This is a genomic window from Bradyrhizobium sp. LTSPM299, from assembly GCF_000938235.1.
Classification (GTDB): domain Bacteria; phylum Pseudomonadota; class Alphaproteobacteria; order Rhizobiales; family Xanthobacteraceae; genus Bradyrhizobium.
The window spans coordinates 88,342-107,973 of the sequence record NZ_JYMU01000018.1; the positions used below are offsets into that span (position 1 = coordinate 88,342).

Genomic DNA, 19,632 nt, shown 5'->3' on the forward strand with positions numbered 1-19,632 from the left:
CTTCCCCTTCGTAAACTACGGGGGAGGATCGCAATGAACGACCATAGCGACCGCGCAGAACCCCAGCGGCGGTCCTATCGCGTTCGGGGCCCGGCCCAAATCGTTAATCTCTTCCGAGAGTGAGCAAAACAGAACAGCGGCGGAGCTTCGGCCGTTCCAGACTTGTCGCATCACCGGCCTGTAACGGCACTGCCGGTGACCGAGAGTTCTGTCGTGCTCTCGTCCGATCGAGGCGCGCACCATGTTGCAGCAACCGCTATGCCCGACGTGTCGAACAACAACCATGCTGGCTCGGATTACGCACGGCGCATGGGACTTCGATGTCCGCACCTATCAATGCCCCGTGTGCACCGACATCCATCAGCTTGTCGCCGGTCTGGCTGACTCAATGAAATCCCCGAAAGCAAACGGCTGGCTTCATGGCCAATTACAGGCACCCCGGTAAGGCGGTGGTTTCGTGACCGCTGATGGCGAGCCGCAGATGCAAGACTACCGCGCCTACATCATAGGTTCGCAGGGCCGGATCCGACGGCGTATCGACTTCCTCTGCGAGAATGACGAGGCCGCCAGGCGCCGCGCCGAAAACCTCGTCAACGGTCACGACGTCGAGCTTTGGCAACTCAATCGCATGGTTTGCGAATTCAAAGCCAAACGCCACGCCCGCCGCGAGATCGACGCGTAAAGTTGCCTTCAGTCCTTGTCCGCAATCTTCCCCTTGCCGCCACATGACGTGCATTTGGCGGGATAGATTCTGTGGTTCTCCTGCACCGGCTGCTTCACGGCGGGGAAACCCGTTCCCATGCACGTCGGGCAAATATGTTCTCTGATCTTCATCGTCATGTGCCTTTCAGGCCGCCCCCATTGACGGCTGCTCTCGTTGGTCGCGGCCGGGCTCTCGATCGCTAGGCCCCCTTCGGCGCGGAATTGAGACGGCGAAGATCGCGACTGCCGATTTAAGCTTTGGATCGACTCACCGAGTTCTGTTTGGTTCCAGGCGTGAGCAGAACGGCCCCAGCGCGGGGGCTGGCGAGCGCTGGGGCCATCTGGGGGAACGGCGCCAAGTGCGGCCTGCGCGGCACTCCAGTCGCAATCGATCACATCCAGCCAGACCTGACTGGTCAATTTTGACCGTCGCCGCATTCATTCTGCGCGCCGCCTCCTGACGACGGATGACTGGCTGGCCCTGCCCACCGGCCTCCTGAACATGATGAGGTCAGGTTGAGTCGGTCGGACGGCAGACTGGCTGCACCTCTCCCGCTTGCGGGCAGGGCAATCGCATGTGGCTACGGCCACGTCCCATAGCCCGGCCATGACGACGTGGAAACGTCAGCTGCAGAAGTCCGCAAACGCCATATGCGATAGTCCGGGCGAGGGGCGCTCGTGTCGAACGCCGGTAGCCGCCGGCTACTTTGCATGGGGTTGTTTTCGATATTTTGGCAGTGCGCCCCTGCGGAGGCAGGCGCGAAGCAATCCATTCTATCGTGCCGCGCGTGGAGAGACGGATTGCGTCGTCGCTAGCGGCGCTCTCGCGAGACAGTTCGCTGACGTTGCTCATAATGACGGCAGAGCTGCGAACTGCCGCCGTTGCAGGCACAAAAACCGCCGCGATCCCGGTGAAGAAAACCCTAACAAAACCGGGCTGTTCACGGCATTGCGCGCGCATGAGGCGCATGCATCGGACGCGATCATTTCCAATTGTTTGTGCGCAAACGACGCAGTACACCACGCCTCCGATTCGGGAGAGGGGCCGTGAATATCACGGCCGGCACAACTCATCGTGAGGCGCGTGCGCCGCACCCTTGGGAAGAAACCGAACCGCTCCTAGATCGTATCTGCAAGACGACCCGAATAAAGGAATTAATAAAATGCAAGTTCGCGCATTCGATACGCGCGGAAGACTGGTGCCCGCACTCGCAACCGCCATTGTGGCGGTGCTGGCGACGGCCGCACTGATTCTCCTCGAATTCACCCCGCGCCACGATGTGCGCGCCGCCGGCCCCGGCATGATCACCTCAGCCGCCGCCGACCGCGCCGGCGCCACCGTGCTGCCGACCGATCCGATCACTACCGGCAGCGTGCGCGCGCGGTAGCGACTGTCTTCGTCGTCCCGGCCTGCGCCGGGACGACGGGGAATTCATACTTCCCTCTCCAACAACACCCTGAAATCCGCCCGCGCCCGCTGCGCCTCGGCGCGTGCCGCCTCCGACGCATCGCCCAAGCCGAAATAGCCGTGAATCAGGCCCTCGCCGGGATGATACTTCACCGGCACACCGGCGGCCTGCAGCGTCTTCGCATAAGCCACACCCTCGTCGCGCAGCGGATCGAACCAGGCGGTGGTGACGACGGCCGGTGCGAGACCTGCGAGGCTCTTCGCGCGTAGCGGCGAGACGCGCCAGTCGGCGCCTTGTGCCTTGTCGGCGAGATAATGCCCGGAGAACCATTCCATCGTCGCACGGGACAGGAAATAGCCTTCCGCATTCTCCGCGCGCGACGGAAATTTCGCGTTCTCCGCCGCATCGGCGAAATTGCCTGTTACATCGGTGACGGGGTAGACCAGCAATTGCGCGGCAAGCTTGATCCCGGCATCGCGGCAGGCGAGCGCAGTGGTCGCGGCGAGATTGCCGCCGGCGGAATCACCGGCGACGCCGAGGCGCGACAGGTCGCCGCCGAATTCGTTGATACGAGCGATCACATCGCGCGTGGCCGCGAATGCATCCTCAAACGCGCCGGGGAAGCGCGTCTCGGGCGGCCGGCGATAGTCGACCGAGATCACCACCGCGCCGGTCTCGATCACGAGGTTGCGCGCCTGGCGATCATGGGTCTCGAGATCGCCGGCAACCCAGCCGCCGCCGTGGAAGAACACGACTGTCGGCGCCTTGCTAGTGCCGTTGCGATAGACCCGCGCCGCGAGTTTTCCCGCGCCGCCCTTCACCTCGATATTCTCGACGCGATCGACCGGCGGCGGCGGCACCGCCGCCCGCGCATCGGCCAGCGCCCGCAGCGAGTCACGCGCGCTCTGCGGCGTCATGACCGCGGGATCGCGCAACGGCAGCAGCGGAATGATTTTTTCTATGACGGGATCGAGCGGCAGCGGCATCATGGTGTGCTTTCTTTGGGAGCAGTTGCCAGCCATCTGACAACAAGCTCCCGAAAAGCACAACCATCATGCGACGTGTTGCTGCAGTGGCTCCGGTGCGGGCTCCTCGCCATCGGGCTCGGCCTGCGCTGCAGGCGCAGCCGCCAACTCCTTCGCCAGCGCGGTGGCGCCAACATAGTCGGTCTTGCCGGTGCCGAGCAGCGGCACCTTGTCGACGATGCGGATGTCGCCGGGCACGGCGAGCTCGGAGGCGCCGACGCTCTTGGCCTGGCGCTGCATGGCGGCGCGGTCGGCGTCCTTCTGCGTGGTCAGCAGCACGATGCGTTCGCCCTTGCGCGCGTCTGGGATCGAGACCGCGACCGACATCGCCTGCGGCCAGATTGCTGCGGCCATCGTCTCGACTGCCGACAGCGAGACCATTTCGCCGGCAATCTTGGCGAACCGCTTGGCGCGGCCCTTGATGGCGATGAAGCCCTGCGCGTCGATCGCGACGATATCGCCGGTGTCATGCCAGCCGTCCACCAGCGGCTCGAGCACGCCTGGATTTTCCGCGCGGAGATAGCCGAGCATTACATTCGGGCCACGCACCGAGAGGCGTCCGCCTTCCTCGATGCCGGGGACCGGATCGAGGCGGCATTCCATCAGCGGCGAGATCCGGCCGACGGTGCCCTGGCGGTTCGCCATCGTCGTGTTCATCGCCAGCACCGGCGCGGTCTCGGTGACGCCGTAGCCTTCGAGGATGCGGATGCCGTAGCGCTCCATATAGATCTGCCTGGTGCGCTCCTTCACCGCTTCCGCACCGGCGATCACCAGCCGCAGCGTGCGGAAATCATAGGCATGCGCCGAGCGGGCATAGCCGGTGAGGAACGTATCGGTGCCGAACAGGATGGTCGAACCGGTCTGATAGATCAGCTCGGGCACGATCCGGTAATGCAGCGGCGACGGATACATGAAGATCGGAATGCCGCCGAGCAGCGGCATCATCATGCCGCCGGTCAGGCCAAACGAGTGGAACACCGGCAGGACGTTGAACACCTTGTCGTTGGCATTGGCATCGACCCGCGCGAATGCCTGTGCCGCGTTGGCGAGGATGTTGCGATGGGACAGCACGACGCCCTTCGGCGTGCCCTCCGAGCCTGATGTGAACAGGATGACGGCCGGATCGTCAGCCTTGCGAGCGAGGCGCGGCGCGATGCCGGCGCGAAAACCAGCGATCTTGTCGGCGAGGCTGATGCCGGTGCGCACGTCCTCGAGATAGACGACACGTGCCTGCTCGGCGATAGCCGTCATCAGCTTGTCGAGCTTGCCCTTCTCGATGAACGCCTTCGAAGTCAGCACGGTCTTGACCTGCGCCGCCTTCATCGCCGACAGCACGTTGACGGGACCGGCGGAGAAATTAAGCATCGCCGGCACGCGACCGATGGTCTGCAGCGCCATGAACACGACGGCGACCCCGGCCGAGTTCGGCAGCAGCACGCCGATGTTCTCACCAACCGAGGTGCCCAGCTCGAGCTTGCGGCTCAAGACCTGCGCACCGAGGATCAGCTTGCGATAGGTCAGCTTGGTGCCGAGCGCATCCTCGATAACAGGCTTGCCGGTGTCGCGGTCGCGATAGGCGTGGCCGAGGCCCTCGAACAGCGTCTGGTCGAGCATCGCGTTCTTGACCATGGCGTCGATCATGACGTCCTGCAGCGCGGCGCCGGCGGCGTTGCGGCGGGCCTTGCCCTTCAGCGCCTGGTCGATCGGCAGCTTGACCGGCGGCAGGATCGAGATCGTCACCTTGGGGAACCAGGAGCGCTTGATCTCGCCATGCTTGAGATAGCTGAGATGCGAGCGCTGCGCGCCCTCGATACGGACCGGCACGACGACGGCGTCGGCCTTGTCGGCGATCATCGCGGTGCCGTCATAGACCTTCATCAGCGAACCGGAGACGGTGATCCGCCCTTCTGGAAAGATCACAACCGGCTCGCCGGCGGCGACCAGCTTGATCAGGTCGCGCGCGGCCAGCGGCTTGGTCGGGTCCATCGTGTAGTGCTTGATCATCTTGAGGAACGGCTTGGCCCACCACGCCTTCGAGATGCCGGTATCGACCGCGAAGCTCGCGTCGATCGGCAGCATGGCGTGCAGCAGCGGACCATCGACCAGGCTGACATGGTTGGGCGCGATCAGCATGCGCGTGCCTGCGGGCGGCAAATTCGCCATGCCGCGCACCTCAAGGCGGAACATGGCACGGAACAGCAGCGCGCCGAAATCACGCACGCCCTCCTTGCCCCATTTGCTCAGCACGAACCAGACGGTGCCGAAGCTCGCGATCGCAAGGCCGAAGAAGATCCAGGCGATCGGCAGCCCCGCGGCCTGCAGCAGCGCGACGAACAGCGCGCCGGCAACCATGAAGCCCGCCTGCAGGATGTTGCCGGCGGCGATGATGCGGGCGCGCTCGGAAGACTGAGTCCAGGCCTGCACCGCGGCAAAGGACGGCACCACGAACAGGCCGCCGCCGAAGGCAAACAGGAAGAAGTCGATGAGCATGCGAACGCCACCGAACGACGTCGCGAACGCGGCCGCGGTGACGTCGTGGCCGAGCGAGGTGTGGCCGATCGCCCAAGCGAGATCGAGGCCGACGAGGCCCATCACGATGGCGCCGATCGGCACCAGCGCGATATTGGGTCTGATATGGCTGAGTTGCGCGGCGAACAGCGAGCCGACGGCGATGCCGATGGCAAAGACCGCAAGGCAGAGCGGGACCACATCCTCGGTGCCGCCAACGCCATCCTTGACCAGCGGGGGCAGCAGCCCCAGCACGATCGCGCCGACCATCCAGAACCAGGACACGATAATCATGCCGTCCCACAGCCGCGGCTCGGCATGGAGCGCCTTCAACAGACGCACGGTTGAGGTCCAGGGATTCCTGGTTATCGGCAGATCGGGCGCCGAAGGCTGCGTCACCGGGATGCGCGACGCAAAGCCCCAGGACAGCAACGCCAGGCCGATCACGGCGGCGCAGATCCAGCCCATGTGGCTCGCCCCGGCGACGAACAGACCACCGGCAATGGTGCCGATCAGGATCGCCATGAAGGTCGCGCCTTCGACCAGCGCGTTGCCGGTCGCGAGTTCGGGAACCGAGAGCTGGTCGGGCAGCATGGCATATTTCACCGGACCGAACAGGGCCGCAACGATACCGAACAGCGCCAGCGCGATGAACAGGAGCGGGATCGAATGTGCGAAGAAGCCCGCGGCTGCAAAGCCTGCGGCGAAGATCTCGAAGAACTTCAGGCGCCGTGCCACGACGGATTTGACGTATCTGTCAGCGAGTTCGCCGCCGAGTCCCGACAGGACGAAGAACGGGAAGATGAAGATCGCGCCCGCGAGTTGAACCAGCGTCGGTCCCTGCTCGACCGTCGCGCCGTAAAGCAGCATGATGACCAGCGCATTCTTCAGCACGTTGTCGTTCAACGCCGAGCAGAACTGGGCCCAGAACAGCGGCGCGAAGCGGCGGGACGACATCAATTCCTTGATCATGACCGTTTCCTTGTGTTCGGGCGTGCGGCCCCGAAGGATCTGCAATCTCGGGTGTCGGAGGACGAGCGATGGGAAATGAGAGAGATGCCGCAGCCTTTAGTCTTCTTGGTTGCGTATCGGTTCGATCTGGCGCTGATCGTGCGCGCCGGAGCGGCGCCACCATGCCCAGCAGAAATGTACGAGACCTTTCTCAGGGCTGCGGTCGATCGATCCGGAGAGGTGCTGGCGCGGGACATGGTGAGTGCTTTGTTGAGCATTTGGTGACAATTCGGTGCGCACGACCGCTGCCGTCCTGACCTCAGGTCAGCTCGCTCAGGCCACCGAACAGCGAGAACCAGCCGTTGCGCAGATTGCGACGGCGGCCGAGATGCGGAGCCGGACGCGGCGCGCTTATGTCCGCGCGCCGCTGCTCCAGCACACCTGCGACGTCGCAGGCCCGTGCGATGCGCTCAATCGGCGCGGTCGCGAGCTCGACGATGCTTCGGCTGATGTCCGTCACGAACGCGATCGCGTCATCAACGAAGGTGGTGGTCAGTTGAAGTGCTAGGGTCTGCATGTGCATGGCCTCCTATGCCAACTTGAGCAACGCTCAAGATATAGAACAATAATGAGCGACGCTCAAGATAATTCTGCATGGAGTGATAAGGAATCTTGCGCCGATCGCGTTATCTCGCGGCTACATTCCGATTAAATTATTGAAACCACTATCAATTGTCGAAACTCAGGTGCGTAGCCGCGCGATCGTGCCGGCCACGATCTGCATGGCGATGCCAAGCACCCAGCCCACCATGATCGCCGCGGTCCAGCCGATCTGCGGCTCGCTGCGCAACACGATCACGCCGACCGAGAAGAAGGCGACCAGGGTCGCGAGGAAAGTGCCGACCGCGCTAAGGAACTCCGCCGCATCGATCTTGCGCGTCGAGCCGCCGTTGGTCGGATGAAACGCCAGCTGCGGCGTATCGATGCCCAGATAGAATCCAACAGCGCCGCCAAGCATCATGACGAGCAGGAAGGCCTGCGAGGTCAGCGCCGATACGCTCGAGCCGACATGGACGGCCACGAACAGACCGCTCCCGGCGCCGGCCATGGCAAGGCCGAGACGTTCAAGGATGTGAGCAAATTTCCGCACGCGGGCCCGCATTCGCCGTGCCCTAATCGATCGCCCCGAAGATCAGGCTAGGCCTTTTCGCCGCGTTGCGAAAGACGTGCCATCTCACATGCCCGCGACCACGTCACGCTTTTAGGGCTAGGCGATCGCGGCGTCGAGATGTTTCAGCCGCGGCAGCACGTCCTGCTTCAACAGCCGCAGCGAATTGTGCCACGCCTCGGGCCTGTGCTTGTAGTCGAAGCCGAACACCAGCAGCACGCCGAAGCCGCCGACCTCGCGATAGATCTTCTCGATCTTCTCGGTGACGGTCGCGGGCGAGCCGACGATCCAGTTGTTGCGGGCGCAATATTCGACGGTGACGTCGCTGTCGGCCACGTCGGGTGACGCTTTCAAATAATCCTTGAAGCCGAAGTGCCCGAGCAGCGGCAGGAAATACTCGCCCATCATGCGGCCCATCATGTCGCCGGTCGACAGCCTCCATGCCTCCTCATCGGTGTCGGCGACGAACACTTCGCGCACCATGCGCCAGTCCTTGCGGCTCGGCTTGCGGCCGGTCTTGGCGGCACCGGCCTCGACCGAGTCCCAGTGGCTGCCGACATAGGCGGGATTGAGATTGAGGCTCATCGGGATGAAGCCGCGCTCACCGGCAAGCTTCAGCGTGTCGGAGTTCTTCGATAGTCCCGCGACAGCGATCGGCGGATGCGGCGCCTGCTTCGGCTTGATGTGCGGTTTGAGGAAGTCGAACATCGTGTCCGGCTTGGTTACCGTCCAGAACTTGCCCCTGTGGGTCCACGGGCCCGGCTCGGCCCACATCTTCAGGATGATCTCGAGCGCTTCGCGCGTCATGTCGCGGTTCTGGCCACTCAGCCCGTCGACATTGAACATCGCCCAGTCGCTCGGCAGGCCCGAGGCTGCGATACCGAAATTGAGCCGTCCGTCGGAGAGGTGATCCAGCATCGCGACACGGTTGGCGAGCTCGGCGGGATGATGATAGGGCAGCAGGAAACCGCCCGGCCCGATGCGGATATTTTTTGTTTGCAGCAGCGCCTGCGCGATCAACAGATCGGGCGACGGATGCGGCTCCCACGGCGCGGTGTGGTGCTCGCCGATCCAGGCTTCCTGATAGCCGAGTTCGTCCAGCCACCGCAGCACCTGAAGATCCCAGTCGTGGCCCTCCTTCAATCCGCACTCCGGCGGATGCGAAGGCATCGCGAAGTATCCGAGTTCCATCAGGATTCCTCTTGTCTCGTATTGAAGTTACCTTGCCCCGAACGTTGTCGTGCCGAACAGCGCCTTCTGCGTCGACGGCTGCGAGCGCCAATATTGCGGCGGCGCCGTCACCTCGCCGCCGAGCGTGGCAGCGGCGTGCCAGCCCCAACGCGGGTCGTAGAGCAGGCCACGGGCGAGCGCGACCATGTCGGCCTTGCCGGTGGCAACGATCTCTTCCGCCTGCTTGGCTTCCGTGATCAGGCCGACCGCCATCGTGGTGACACCGGTCGCCTCCCTAACTGCCTGTGCCGCCGGCACCTGGTAACCCGGGCCGAGCGGGATCTTCTGCAGCGGCGAGACGCCGCCGGAGGACACATCCATCCAGTCGACGCCGCGTTTTTTCAATTCCTTGCTGTATTCGATGGTTTGCGCGACGTCCCAGCCGCCTTCGACCCAATCGGTCGCCGAGACCCGCACGCCGACCGGCTTGCGGTCCGGAAACGCGGCGCGCACCGCGTCGAACACTTCCAGCGGATAGCGCATGCGGTTCGTCAGCGAGCCGCCATATTGATCGGTGCGCTTGTTTGCGATCGGCGACAGGAACTGGTGCAAGAGATAGCCGTGCGCGCTGTGCAGTTCGAGCGCATCGATGCCGAGCCGCTCGGCGCGCTTCGCAGCGGCGACAAATTCATCGCGGATCCGCTTCAGCCCGGCGTCATCAAGCGCCAGCGGCGACGCCTCGCCGTCCTTGTGCGGCACGGCCGATGGCGCCACCGTCTGCCAGCCGCCTTGCGCGACCGGGATCAATTGCCCGCCCTCCCAGGGACGCTGGCTCGACGCCTTGCGGCCGGCATGGGCGAGTTGCATCGCGACCGCCGCCTTCGAATGCTTGCGTACCGAGGCCAGGATCGGCTTCAGCGCCGCCTCATTGGCGTCGCTGTAGAGACCGAGGCAGCCCGGTGTGATGCGCCCGATGTCCTCGACATGGGTGGCCTCGATGCAGAACATCGCGGCGCCTGACAGCGCCAGCATGTTGATATGGGTGAAGTGCCAGTCGGTGGCCGACCCGTCGACGGCAGAATACTGGCACATCGGCGAGACCATGATGCGGTTGGCAAGTTTCAGGCCGCGCAGCTCGATCGGGGAGAACAGGGTGCTCATGCGAGGAATATCCGGACCTTCATGAAAGGGTGCTGACAACATAGAGGCGGTGCGTGCGATCACCAACCGCCCGCCGGAGCGGCCGGGACGCAGGTCAGCAATGCGGTAACGGCGCCCCCTCGCCCTAACCTCGCTCCACCAGCGTGAACTGCAGCAGCAGATTGCGCTGGATCAGGGAGAAATTGTCGTCGGAGACCATGGTCAGCACGGTCTCGCCCTCATCTGTCACATGGGAGTCGATGCCTTCCATGTTGTCGATCTCGTTGCTGAGATCGACATTGAAGATATCAGGACCGTCGACGACGGCGCCGGGCGCGATCTCGGACAGCGTGAGACGGCGAATGCGGATGCCAATGCCGCCGAGCCAGGAGAATTTTCGCTCCAGGATCAACAGATCGCCCGACGGCAGCAGCACGGCGTCGCTGATGTCGAAATTCTCGGTGCGGCGCACGCTGAACTGGCCGGGGGTCTTGCCACCGACCAGGAAGGCGATGAGATTGCCGTTGGCATCGAGCCCGCGTTCGGACATCGCGATCAGCGTGCCCGCAAGCGGCAGCCCCTTGGGGGATTCCTTGGACGATTCCTTGGGCACGAAGACCAGCGCCTCGAGCCCCTTGTTGGAGGGAAGCTTGCGCGCCGCCGCCGGCAGCGGCACCACCTCGCCGGATGCACGGGTAAAGCCCTTGGCGAAATCGTAGCGTAGCACCTGATTGACGCGCTCAAGCCCGACATAGGCGATCGAGCCATCGAGCGCGAGCGATTCGGAATCGTACCAGCCGCGCGTGGTGATCGGTTTGCCGTCGGGCCCGAGCAGCGGCGCGGCTTCGACATCGTCGAGCCCGGTCATCACGCGGCCGCGATAGACGATGCGGCCGGTGAACCACGTCCCCTTGTCGCTGAGCGAAATGAAGCGTTCGCCCTTGGCATCGAGCCGCAGCGCCGACAGGCCGCCGAACGCGGAGAACGGCGAGGTCAGGATCAAGCCGCTGCGATATTCGAGCGAACCGAACCGCACCCGCGAACGATCGCGGATATCGAACGACGGCAACGGCCGCGCCTTGACCTCAATCGAAACAGGCTCGTTGATGGAATACGGGCTGGGCTTGGTGGCTGGCTTTGGCGGCGGCTGCGTCGCGCTCTGTGCCCAGGCAATATCCGACAGCGCGGCGGCCGAAAGGCCCGCCACCACATCCTGCAGGACGCGGCGGCGGCTAGGAGTTGAGCGCATGTCTCACGAGTGGAGCCGGCGCCGGGTGCCCTGTGCAGGCGCGGCGCCGCTGGTCTCGCTGAACAATTCGGCGAGCTTTTCAGTGATGGCGCCGCCGAGTTCTTCGGCGTCCACGATCGTGACGGCGCGACGATAATAGCGGGTGACGTCGTGACCGATGCCGATCGCGATCAGCTCGACCGGCGAGCGGGTCTCGATCTCCTCGATGATGTGGCGCAGATGCCGCTCGAGGTAGTTGCCGGGGTTGACCGACAACGTGGAATCGTCGACCGGCGCGCCGTCGGAAATCATCATCAGGATCTTGCGCTGCTCGGAGCGCCCGAGCAGGCGCTTGTGCGCCCAGTCCAGCGCCTCGCCATCGATGTTTTCCTTCAGCAGCCCCTCGCGCATCATCAGGCCGAGGTTCTTGCGCGCGCGACGCCAGGGGGCATCGGCGGATTTGTAGATGATGTGGCGGAGATCGTTGAGGCGGCCGGGATTGGCCGGCTTGCCGGCGGCAAGCCACGCCTCGCGCGACTGCCCGCCCTTCCAGGCGCGGGTGGTGAAGCCCAGGATCTCGACCTTGACGCCGCAACGCTCCAGCGTGCGCGCCAGGATGTCGGCGCAGGTGGCGGCGACCGTGATCGGGCGGCCACGCATCGAGCCGGAATTATCTAGCAGGAGCGTCACCACGGTGTCGCGGAACGTCGCCTCCTTCTCATGCATGAAGGACAACGGATGGTGGGGATCGGTGACCACGCGCGACAGCCGCGCGGGATCGAGGATGCCTTCTTCGAGGTCGAACTCCCAGGCGCGATTCTGCTGCGCCATCAGGCGGCGCTGCAGGCGGTTGGCGAGCCGCGCCACGATGCCCTGCAGATGCGCGAGCTGCTTGTCGAGATAGGAACGCAGCCGCTCGAGCTCGTCGTGATCACAGAGGTCTTCGGCTGCGATCACCTCGTCGAACTTCGGCGCGAAGGCGTGATATTCCGGACCGCGCGGCTCGTTGGCGCCGCGCGAATTCGGCCGCGTCGCCTCGCCCGGCGTTTCGTCGTCGCCGAGCTCGCCGTCGTCGAAGGTGTCGCTGGTGGAGGCCTGCGCGCTCTCCATCGCGCTTTCGCTCATCTCGTCGGCCGTCGCCTGTGCCTGGTCGGCGCTCATCTCCTGCGCAGCGTCGGAATCGGGCGAGCCTTCGGCGCCGGACTGATCGTTCTCGCCGTCCTGGTTCTCGTCCTGGTCGTCGTCATCGTCGCTGTCCATGTTGCGGTCGTCGCCGAGATCGAGCGCCGACAGCAAATCATGGACGAGGTCGCCGAACTTGGCCTGGTCTTCGGCAAAGCGGCTCAGCTTGTCGAGCCGCGTGCCGATCTTGTCCTCCAGCGCCGGACGCCAGAGATCGACCATCTTCTTCGCAGCCGCAGGCGGCGCCATGCCGGTGAGGCGTTCGCGCACCAGCATTGCCAACGCATCCGACAACGGCGCGTCGGCGCGGTCGGTGATCTCGTCATACTTGCCGCGGTGGAAATGATCGTCGAGCATCGCAGTGAGGTTCTTGGCAACGCCCGCCATCCGCCGCGAACCGAGCGCCTCGACGCGCGCCTGCTCCACCGCCTCGAACACGCCGCGGGCCTGCGGATTGCCGGGCATCAGCTTGCGATGCACCTTGGGATCGTGACAGGCGATCTTCAACGCGATAGAATCGGCGTGTCCGCGCACGATCGCGGCGTCGCGCTTGGTCATCTTGCGCGCCGGCTCGGGCAACCGCGCTTTACCGGGCGCAAGCCCCGGCCGCTCGGCGGCGAAGGTGACTTCGAGCTCAGGCTTTTTCGCGATCGCCTTCAGGCACGCGGAGACCGAGCGCTTGAACGGCTCGGTCGGCGCTTCCTTTGATCCGGGACGGAATTTGATATTGGAGGTTGTCATAGCGATTTCGTAAGCCAGTGGCGCGTGACGCCGCCGGGATACCCCTCAATCGAGCCAAACTCTTCATAGCCGTTGGCGCGGTAGAAACCCGGCGCCTGGAAACTCATCGTGTCGACATAGGCACGAACAGCCCCAAAGCGCCGCGCCTCGTCCTCGATCGCCTTGATCAGTTTCCCGCCAAGACCCTTCTTGCGAAACTTCTGATCCATCCAGAAGTACTGGATGAACAACACCGCGGTCCACAGTTCGCCGATAATGCCGCCGACGATCTCGTTGCCTTCGTGCAGCGAGATGGCGAAGCGTTTGTATTTCTGCTTCCCCATCTTCTCGTCATTGTAACGGCCCAATCCGCCGAGCACCGCCTTCTTCGTCTGGGTCAGTGTGCGCTCGACGGAGATTTTCGGCATGGGCTAGCTGAGCGCCACGTTGACGGAGGATTCCGGCAGCTCGACGTTGAAGCAACGCTGGTAGAACTCGGCGACCAGCGGCCGTTCCAGTTCGTCGCACTTGTTGAGGAAGGTGACGCGGAACGCGAAGCCGATGTCGTTGAAGATGTCAGCGTTCTCGGCCCAGGTGATCACCGTGCGCGGGCTCATCACCGTCGACAAATCGCCATTGGCGAAGGCGTTGCGGGTGAGATCGGCCAGCCGCACCATCTTGTTGACGATGTCGCGGCCTTCCTGCGTGCGGTAGTGATGCGCTTTCGCCAGCACGATCTCGACTTCCTCGTCATGGGCGAGGTAGTTCAGCGTGGTGACGATCGACCAGCGGTCCATCTGGCCCTGGTTGATCTGCTGGGTGCCGTGATAGAGGCCCGAGGTGTCGCCGAGACCGACCGTGTTGGCGGTCGAGAACAGGCGGAACGCCGGGTGTGGCTTGATCACCTTGTTCTGGTCGAGCAGCGTCAGGCGGCCGGAGACCTCCAGCACGCGCTGGATCACGAACATCACGTCGGGGCGGCCGGCATCGTATTCGTCGAACACCAGCGCGATGTTGTGCTGCAGCGCCCAGGGCAGGATGCCGTCGCGGAATTCGGTGACCTGCTTGCCCTCCTTGACCACGATGGCGTCCTTGCCGACGAGGTCAATACGGCTGATGTGGCTGTCGAGGTTGACGCGCACGCAGGGCCAGTTGAGGCGCGCCGCGACCTGCTCGATGTGGGTCGACTTACCGGTGCCATGATAGCCGGTGACCATCACGCGGCGGTTCCTGGAGAAACCGGCAAGGATGGCGAGCGTGGTGGCGCGGTCGAAGCGATAATCGCTATCGATGTCCGGCACGTGCGGATCGACTTCGGAATAAGCGGGAACTTCCAGGTCGGTATCGATCCCGAAGACCTGCCGAACCGACACCTTCATGTCGGGCAAACCGACGGATTCCTGCGCTTTGGTCTGGACGGCGGTCGTCATTCATCCTCCGAGGTCCCGGGCGTTTCCCGAAACCAGATTTGTCGTTTGGCTACGGATTGGGTGCTAAGCACAAGCCTAGCAGAGAGCAACGGCTGGCAGAAGCCCGCGGGCTAATCAAAGTTCCGTTGTTCTATCATGAAGATAGGGTCAGGCCTCGGTTTTTGGAAGGCTGCCCTGCGAATCACGCCGTACTTTCGCCGCTCCGTCACAGACACCTCCCCGCTTGGCACTTTTCACCCCGGCGGGGAGTTGTTAGGTCTGCAATCACGCCACCGCCGCACAGGATTTTTGTGACTTCCTTCCTTGACCCCTTAATCGCGTTCGTTTCGGCCCATGCCTGGCTTGCCTATCTGACGCTGTTCCTCGCCGCCCTGCTGGAAGCGGTCCCGGTGGTCGGCTCCCTGGTACCGGGCTCGACCATCATCCTGGCGCTGAGTGCGCTGGTGCCCGGCGGCGAACTGAAGCTGTGGCCGGTGCTCGCGGCCGCCGCAGCCGGCGCGTTGCTCGGCGACGGCACCGCCTACCTGATCGGCCATCGCAGCCAACGCGAGATTCTCTCGGCCTGGCCGCTGTCCAATTACCCTGGCGTGGTCGCGCAGAGCGAGGCCTTTTTCAACCGCTGGGGCGGGCTCGCAGTGTTCTTCGCCCGCTTCGTGCCGCCGATCCGCGCCTTCGTGCCGATCACGGCAGGCGCGCTCGATATGCCGCCGGCGCGCTTCTACGCCATCAATATCCCCGCGATCCTGCTCTGGGCGCCGGCGCATGTGCTGCCCGGCGTGCTCGCCGTGACCGCGCTGCACGACTATGCCGGCCTACCGCATCATGAGCATATCGGCAAGCATCTCTGGATGTTTGCGGTCGCGGGCAGTGCCGTGATCCTCGCGCTCGCAGTCTGGACCATCCGCCGCCGTAACGGCGGCGGCCTGATCGAACCGGCCAAGTCTGCGAAATAGCCGTCAGAGGCTGTTGGTCGTTCCACTGCGGCCGGGTGCCGGACCGACATAACGCGCACGGGGCCGGATCAGCTTGCCGTGCTGGAGCTGTTCGCTGGCATGCGCGATCCAGCCGACGCAGCGCGCCATCGCAAACAGCGCCAGCTCGCTGCCCGCCGGCATTCTCAGGGCGTGCACCAGCACGGCCAGCGCGTAATCGATGTTGACGAACTCGCCGGTCGCTTCCGCGATCCGCTCCGGCACCTCCCTGGTGAATTTGCGCGGCGCGCCGGCGCGCGTCAGCGCCTCGAGCAGCGAGATCGCGCGCGGATCGCCCTTTTTGTAGACGCCGTGGCCGAAGCCGGCGAAACGCTCGCCGAGCGCGACGCGCTCGCGAATCACCGGGGCGACATCATTGTCGATCAGCGTCCTGACCAGGTGCGAGGCGAGCACGCCGGCACCGCCATGCTTCGGGCCTTTCAGCGCCACGAGGCCCGCGATGACTGCGTCGTAGAGATTGAGGCCGGTCGACGCCGCGCAGCGCACCGTGAAGGTCGAGGCGTTCAGTTCGTGATCGGCGAGCAGCACCAGGGCGCGGCGGATCAGGTCGGGCGCGTGCTTGTTGCCTGATATCCAGACCCGCGCGACCTGCTCATGCAGCGGGTCGGCCGATGTCGGCGCGTTCAGCATGGTTGCGACCAAGAGCCGCAAAATCCGGGCACCAACCATCGCGCGGCCGTCGGGCGCGCGGGTGAACGCCCCGGGATCGGCGCTCGCCGCCAGCGCCAGCACCGCGACGGTCCGATCAATCGGCGCAGCGCGGCGCGCGGCCTCCGCGATCGCGCACATCTCGCCGGAGATATGCGGACAATTGTCCGGAGCGAACGGATCGACGCCGGTGACATCCCACAACAGCGTCGCGGTGTGCTCCAGCGTGTCTCGCTCGGCGAGCTCGACGCAGTTCACGCCGCGATAGATCGGACCCTGTTCGGTGATGGTCGCAATCGCCGAATCCATCACCGGCAAATCCGCGTCGAAATTGCGCCAGCCGCGCGGCTCCGGCGAGGGCGCACGGCGCTCCTTCAATCCCCTGATGTCTTCGGCACGGTAGCGATGGCTGCGCGAATCCGGCGACGGCTCGGAACGGATCAGCCCGCGGCTGACATAGGCATAAAGGGTCGCCGGCGAGATCGCGAGTTCGGCGGCGGCTTCCGGGGCGGAGAGGTAAAGCGCGGGCGATTTTTTCATCTTGATTTATATAATCAAGATTGATCAACTCGTCGAGAGGCCCGATCTTTCCAGGTGTGAAACAGGAGATCGGGCAATGAACATGCTTCTCACCAAGAGCCAGATCGGTCTGGACGGCGTTCCCGCCGCCGAGACCGTGTTGAGCCATGTCGACGGCGAGCGCGGCGAGTTGATCATCGCCGGCGAGCACGTCGCCGAACTCGCCGGAAAATCCAGCTTCGAGGGCGTTACTGCCCGGCTGTGGAACGGCGCCACCGGGACGACGCTGAGCGAGGCCAATGTCCGCGCCAGCCTCGGTGCTGCTCGCGAACGTGCGTTTGCGCGCCTGCCGGATTTGCTGCCGGCGACGCGCGGCATGTCGATCGTCGACGGTTTCCGCGCCGCAATCGCCGGACTGCGCGGCGAGAACGGGCTGGAGCATGAGGCGACCATCGTCGGCGCCTTCCCGGTGATTGCGGGCGCGCTGGTGCAGCGCGCCAAGGGACACGATCCCATCGCGCCGGATGCAAATATCAGCCACGCCGCGGACACGCTGCGCATGCTGCTGAAACGCAAGGTCGAGCCGCGCGAGGTCGCGGCGCTGGATGCCTATTTCGTCACCGTCTGCGACCACGGCATGAACGCCTCGACCTTCACTACGCGGGTGATCGCGTCGACCCAGGCCGATCTGTTCGCGGCCATCACCGGCGGCTATTGCGCGCTGACCGGGCCGCTACATGGCGGCGCGCCGGAGCCGGTGCTGGAAATGCTCGATGCGATCGGCACGCGCGAGCGGATCAAGCCCTGGGTCGACGACGCGCTGGCGCGCGGCGAACGGCTGATGGGGTTTGGCCATCGCGTCTATCGGGTGCGCGATCCGCGCGCGGATGTGCTGAAGGTTGCGATCGAGCGTCTCGCGGCCGACGGCGCCGACCTACCGTTTGCCGGCGAGGTCGAGGCTTACATCCGCGCAGCACTGCGGCGGAAGAATCCGGACCGGCCGCTCGAGACCAATGTCGAGTTCTTCACCGCGATCCTGCTCGACGCGCTGCAAATCCCGCGGCAGGCGTTCACGCCGATCTTCGCGGTCGCCCGCGCCGCCGGCTGGACCGCGCACGCCAGGGAACAGCAGCGCACCGGACGGCTGATCCGGCCGAGTTCGTCCTATGTCGGGGTGATGCCGAAGGGGTGAGTGAAGCGGAGGAAGTGCCGCAACCCCACTTCCTTCTCCCCTTGTGGGAGGAGTGGCGTAGGCGGCCTGCCGGCCGCCGTCTATTAAATTAGAACGCCGATGCCCTGCATCGGCTACGGCGCCGGATGAGGGGTTGTCGCCGCTTGCTCGGAACGAGGGAGGTCGACTCGGGGAGAGATACCCCTCACCCGGATCGCATTGCCATGCGATCCGGCCTCTCCCACAAGGGGAGAATTCGGACTCTATAGCACGCCACAGCGATCCATACAGCCCTCCTAAATCATTGTAATTGCTAAAGTTATATCCACTCGACTACTATCGGCTCCATGCCCATCTACCCCCATCGTGAGGACACTTCGGGGGACACTCGGGGAAAATCATGGCTCGCCGCACGCGTTCTGCATCCCTTGAAAATCGCACGCAGCGCTTGAAGCTCGCTGCACGTAAGAAGCCGTACACGGCGCTGATCGCGCCCGGCATCTTCCTCGCTTATCGTCGCAACGCTGGCCCTGGCACATGGTCTGTGAAGTGCAACGGCTGGCTCAAACGTTTTGCGCTCGCCGATGATCATGAAGATGCTAACAGCGAGACCCTGATGAGCTATTGGCAGGCGCTGGAGCACGCCAAGAGGTTGGCACGTGCCGGCGAAGGCAACAGCGAGCAGCCGATCAGCGTTGCCGAAGCGATCGACGCCTACGAAGCTGATCTCGCAACGCGCGATGGCAGCAAATACAACGCCACCCTCGTTCGTCGTCACTTGGGCACACTGGCCAGCAAAGCCGTTGCGCTGCTCACCGAGCGCGAACTGCGCGACTGGCGCGCTGGTCTAATCAAGAAGGGCCTGAAGCCTTCGTCGGCCGACCGCATCGCGCGCTCGTTCAAGGCAGCGCTGGCACTGGCAGCGAGTAACGACAAGCGGATCACGAGCGTTGCAGCATGGAAGAACGGATTGAAGAAGCTGCCCGACAGCGAGGTCGCGCGCAACGTCATCCTGACGGATGAAACTGTCAACGCACTCGTGGCAGGAGCCTACGACGAGAGTCCAGACTACGGCTTGTTGATCGACATCTTGGCCGTGACTGGTGCTCGTGAGTCACAAGTGCTCAGACTGAGAGTTGACGATCTGCAAAATCGCAATCCAGTTGCGCCGAGGCTGATGATGCCGACAAGCCGCAAGGGTCGAAGCCGCAAGGTCGAATATCGACCGCTGCCGATCTCGCCGCGATTGGCGAAGCTGTTGCGGCAACAGGCGAAGGGCCGTGCCGCGCATGATCGCTTGATTGACCGTATTCCGAAACTGTCGGGTCGGTTTCACCCGATCGCAAAGCGGCTTGGTCTAGGGCCGGAAGTCACGCCTTACGCGTTGCGCCATAGCTCGATTGCGCGACAATTGTTGAAAGGCGTGCCGACGCGCATCGTTGCCGCGCACCACGACACGTCAGTCGCGATGATCGAGAGGAACTACAGCCGGTGCATCATCGGCGATCCGAGCGAGGCGCTGACGCGGGCGACGCTGCTCGACTTCGCGGCGTCGGCAAGTTCAGCGGATGTCATCCCGCTTGAGCGGCTGGCGTCATGACTAAGCGTCCGGCTGGGTCGGATAACAGTCAAATACGAATCACTAAGGTGAGTCGCGATGCCGGAGAAA

The 19,632-nt window shown here is 64.2% G+C and carries 17 protein-coding genes; 5 read left to right on the forward strand and 12 right to left on the reverse strand.

The features are described 5' to 3' along the window. Nucleotides 1–427: 427 nt before the first annotated feature. Nucleotides 428–814 carry a hypothetical protein gene (locus UP10_RS44115; RefSeq protein ID WP_156179814.1) on the reverse strand — a complete coding sequence of 129 codons (387 nt, stop codon included), beginning with the start codon at nucleotides 812–814 and terminating at the stop codon, nucleotides 428–430. A gap of 1,051 nt (nucleotides 815–1,865) precedes the next feature. Here UP10_RS44115 and UP10_RS12670 point away from each other — a divergent pair. Then, complete coding sequence (locus tag UP10_RS12670) at nucleotides 1,866–2,090, forward strand: hypothetical protein (RefSeq protein WP_044536363.1); 225 nt, start codon at nucleotides 1,866–1,868, stop codon at nucleotides 2,088–2,090. Nucleotides 2,091–2,134: 44 nt separating this feature from the next. Here UP10_RS12670 and UP10_RS12675 read toward each other — a convergent pair whose 3' ends face one another. Together UP10_RS12675 and UP10_RS12680 are read right to left on the reverse strand one after the other, a co-directional pair. Further along, on the reverse strand, nucleotides 2,135–3,097 hold the full coding sequence (locus UP10_RS12675; RefSeq protein ID WP_044587724.1) for an alpha/beta hydrolase: 963 nt from the start codon (nucleotides 3,095–3,097) through the stop codon (nucleotides 2,135–2,137). 66 nt (nucleotides 3,098–3,163) lie between these two features. Then, nucleotides 3,164–6,616: an acyl-[ACP]--phospholipid O-acyltransferase gene (locus tag UP10_RS12680; RefSeq protein WP_044587725.1), complete on the reverse strand. Its 3,453-nt coding sequence runs from the start codon at nucleotides 6,614–6,616 to the stop codon at nucleotides 3,164–3,166. Nucleotides 6,617–6,700: 84 nt separating this feature from the next. Here UP10_RS12680 and UP10_RS12685 point away from each other — a divergent pair, with 84 nt between their 5' ends. After that, on the forward strand, nucleotides 6,701–6,880 hold the full coding sequence (locus UP10_RS12685) for a hypothetical protein (protein ID WP_197086789.1): 180 nt from the start codon (nucleotides 6,701–6,703) through the stop codon (nucleotides 6,878–6,880). A gap of 34 nt (nucleotides 6,881–6,914) precedes the next feature. Here the strand turns inward: UP10_RS12685 and UP10_RS12690 are convergent, their stop codons facing one another. The 8 genes from UP10_RS12690 to cobS form a co-directional block, all read right to left on the reverse strand. Then, nucleotides 6,915–7,172 (reverse strand): hypothetical protein, encoded by a 258-nt coding sequence (locus tag UP10_RS12690; protein WP_044587726.1) that lies wholly within the window; start codon nucleotides 7,170–7,172, stop codon nucleotides 6,915–6,917. A gap of 165 nt (nucleotides 7,173–7,337) precedes the next feature. Continuing rightward, a complete protein-coding gene (locus UP10_RS12695) occupies nucleotides 7,338–7,757 on the reverse strand; it encodes a hypothetical protein (protein WP_044587663.1) in 420 nt (139 codons plus the stop codon). A 105-nt stretch (nucleotides 7,758–7,862) separates the two neighbouring features. After that, nucleotides 7,863–8,954: an LLM class flavin-dependent oxidoreductase gene (locus UP10_RS12700; RefSeq protein WP_044587664.1), complete on the reverse strand. Its 1,092-nt coding sequence runs from the start codon at nucleotides 8,952–8,954 to the stop codon at nucleotides 7,863–7,865. A gap of 27 nt (nucleotides 8,955–8,981) precedes the next feature. Then, nucleotides 8,982–10,094 carry an NADH:flavin oxidoreductase/NADH oxidase gene (locus UP10_RS12705; protein WP_044587665.1) on the reverse strand — a complete coding sequence of 371 codons (1,113 nt, stop codon included), beginning with the start codon at nucleotides 10,092–10,094 and terminating at the stop codon, nucleotides 8,982–8,984. A gap of 124 nt (nucleotides 10,095–10,218) precedes the next feature. Next, nucleotides 10,219–11,322 carry an esterase-like activity of phytase family protein gene (locus UP10_RS12710; protein WP_044587666.1) on the reverse strand — a complete coding sequence of 368 codons (1,104 nt, stop codon included), beginning with the start codon at nucleotides 11,320–11,322 and terminating at the stop codon, nucleotides 10,219–10,221. Between the two features lie 3 nt (nucleotides 11,323–11,325). Beyond that, nucleotides 11,326–13,224: a cobaltochelatase subunit CobT gene (cobT, locus tag UP10_RS12715; protein WP_044587667.1), complete on the reverse strand. Its 1,899-nt coding sequence runs from the start codon at nucleotides 13,222–13,224 to the stop codon at nucleotides 11,326–11,328. Next, nucleotides 13,221–13,631 carry a GNAT family N-acetyltransferase gene (locus UP10_RS12720; protein WP_044587668.1) on the reverse strand — a complete coding sequence of 137 codons (411 nt, stop codon included), beginning with the start codon at nucleotides 13,629–13,631 and terminating at the stop codon, nucleotides 13,221–13,223. Before UP10_RS12720 ends, cobT begins: the two co-directional genes overlap by 4 nt. 3 nt (nucleotides 13,632–13,634) lie before the next feature. Next, entirely contained in the window at nucleotides 13,635–14,633 is a 999-nt protein-coding gene (gene cobS, locus UP10_RS12725) for a cobaltochelatase subunit CobS (protein ID WP_044587669.1), read from the reverse strand. 290 nt (nucleotides 14,634–14,923) lie between these two features. On the opposite strand from cobS, the gene UP10_RS12730 reads away from it, so the two are divergent. Beyond that, nucleotides 14,924–15,586 (forward strand): DedA family protein, encoded by a 663-nt coding sequence (locus UP10_RS12730; protein ID WP_044587670.1) that lies wholly within the window; start codon nucleotides 14,924–14,926, stop codon nucleotides 15,584–15,586. Nucleotides 15,587–15,589: 3 nt separating this feature from the next. Here the strand turns inward: UP10_RS12730 and UP10_RS12735 are convergent, their stop codons facing one another. Next, on the reverse strand, nucleotides 15,590–16,813 hold the full coding sequence (locus UP10_RS12735; protein ID WP_044587671.1) for a citrate synthase family protein: 1,224 nt from the start codon (nucleotides 16,811–16,813) through the stop codon (nucleotides 15,590–15,592). 76 nt (nucleotides 16,814–16,889) lie between these two features. On the opposite strand from UP10_RS12735, the gene UP10_RS12740 reads away from it, so the two are divergent. Both UP10_RS12740 and UP10_RS12745 read left to right on the forward strand, forming a co-directional pair. Further along, entirely contained in the window at nucleotides 16,890–17,984 is a 1,095-nt protein-coding gene (locus UP10_RS12740) for a citrate synthase/methylcitrate synthase (protein ID WP_044587672.1), read from the forward strand. A gap of 379 nt (nucleotides 17,985–18,363) precedes the next feature. Then, a complete protein-coding gene (locus UP10_RS12745) occupies nucleotides 18,364–19,563 on the forward strand; it encodes a tyrosine-type recombinase/integrase (RefSeq protein WP_044587673.1) in 1,200 nt (399 codons plus the stop codon). The last annotated feature ends 69 nt before the right edge of the window (nucleotides 19,564–19,632 follow it).

What these genes read in the sequence shown, in the direction of transcription:
- UP10_RS12670 (WP_044536363.1), top strand. Translation starts at nt 1,866, where the DNA reads ATGCAAGTTCGCGCATTCGATACGCGCGGAAGACTGGTGCCCGCACTC.
- UP10_RS12675 (WP_044587724.1), bottom strand. Translation starts at nt 3,097, where the DNA reads ATGCCGCTGCCGCTCGATCCCGTCATAGAAAAAATCATTCCGCTGCTG.
- UP10_RS12680 (WP_044587725.1), bottom strand. Translation starts at nt 6,616, where the DNA reads ATGATCAAGGAATTGATGTCGTCCCGCCGCTTCGCGCCGCTGTTCTGG.
- UP10_RS12685 (WP_197086789.1), top strand. Translation starts at nt 6,701, where the DNA reads ATGCCGCAGCCTTTAGTCTTCTTGGTTGCGTATCGGTTCGATCTGGCG.
- UP10_RS12690 (WP_044587726.1), bottom strand. Translation starts at nt 7,172, where the DNA reads ATGCAGACCCTAGCACTTCAACTGACCACCACCTTCGTTGATGACGCG.
- UP10_RS12695 (WP_044587663.1), bottom strand. Translation starts at nt 7,757, where the DNA reads ATGCGGGCCCGCGTGCGGAAATTTGCTCACATCCTTGAACGTCTCGGC.
- UP10_RS12700 (WP_044587664.1), bottom strand. Translation starts at nt 8,954, where the DNA reads ATGGAACTCGGATACTTCGCGATGCCTTCGCATCCGCCGGAGTGCGGA.
- UP10_RS12705 (WP_044587665.1), bottom strand. Translation starts at nt 10,094, where the DNA reads ATGAGCACCCTGTTCTCCCCGATCGAGCTGCGCGGCCTGAAACTTGCC.
- UP10_RS12710 (WP_044587666.1), bottom strand. Translation starts at nt 11,322, where the DNA reads ATGCGCTCAACTCCTAGCCGCCGCCGCGTCCTGCAGGATGTGGTGGCG.
- cobT (WP_044587667.1), bottom strand. Translation starts at nt 13,224, where the DNA reads ATGACAACCTCCAATATCAAATTCCGTCCCGGATCAAAGGAAGCGCCG.
- UP10_RS12720 (WP_044587668.1), bottom strand. Translation starts at nt 13,631, where the DNA reads ATGCCGAAAATCTCCGTCGAGCGCACACTGACCCAGACGAAGAAGGCG.
- cobS (WP_044587669.1), bottom strand. Translation starts at nt 14,633, where the DNA reads ATGACGACCGCCGTCCAGACCAAAGCGCAGGAATCCGTCGGTTTGCCC.
- UP10_RS12735 (WP_044587671.1), bottom strand. Translation starts at nt 16,813, where the DNA reads ATGAAAAAATCGCCCGCGCTTTACCTCTCCGCCCCGGAAGCCGCCGCC.
- UP10_RS12740 (WP_044587672.1), top strand. Translation starts at nt 16,890, where the DNA reads ATGAACATGCTTCTCACCAAGAGCCAGATCGGTCTGGACGGCGTTCCC.
- UP10_RS12745 (WP_044587673.1), top strand. Translation starts at nt 18,364, where the DNA reads ATGGCTCGCCGCACGCGTTCTGCATCCCTTGAAAATCGCACGCAGCGC.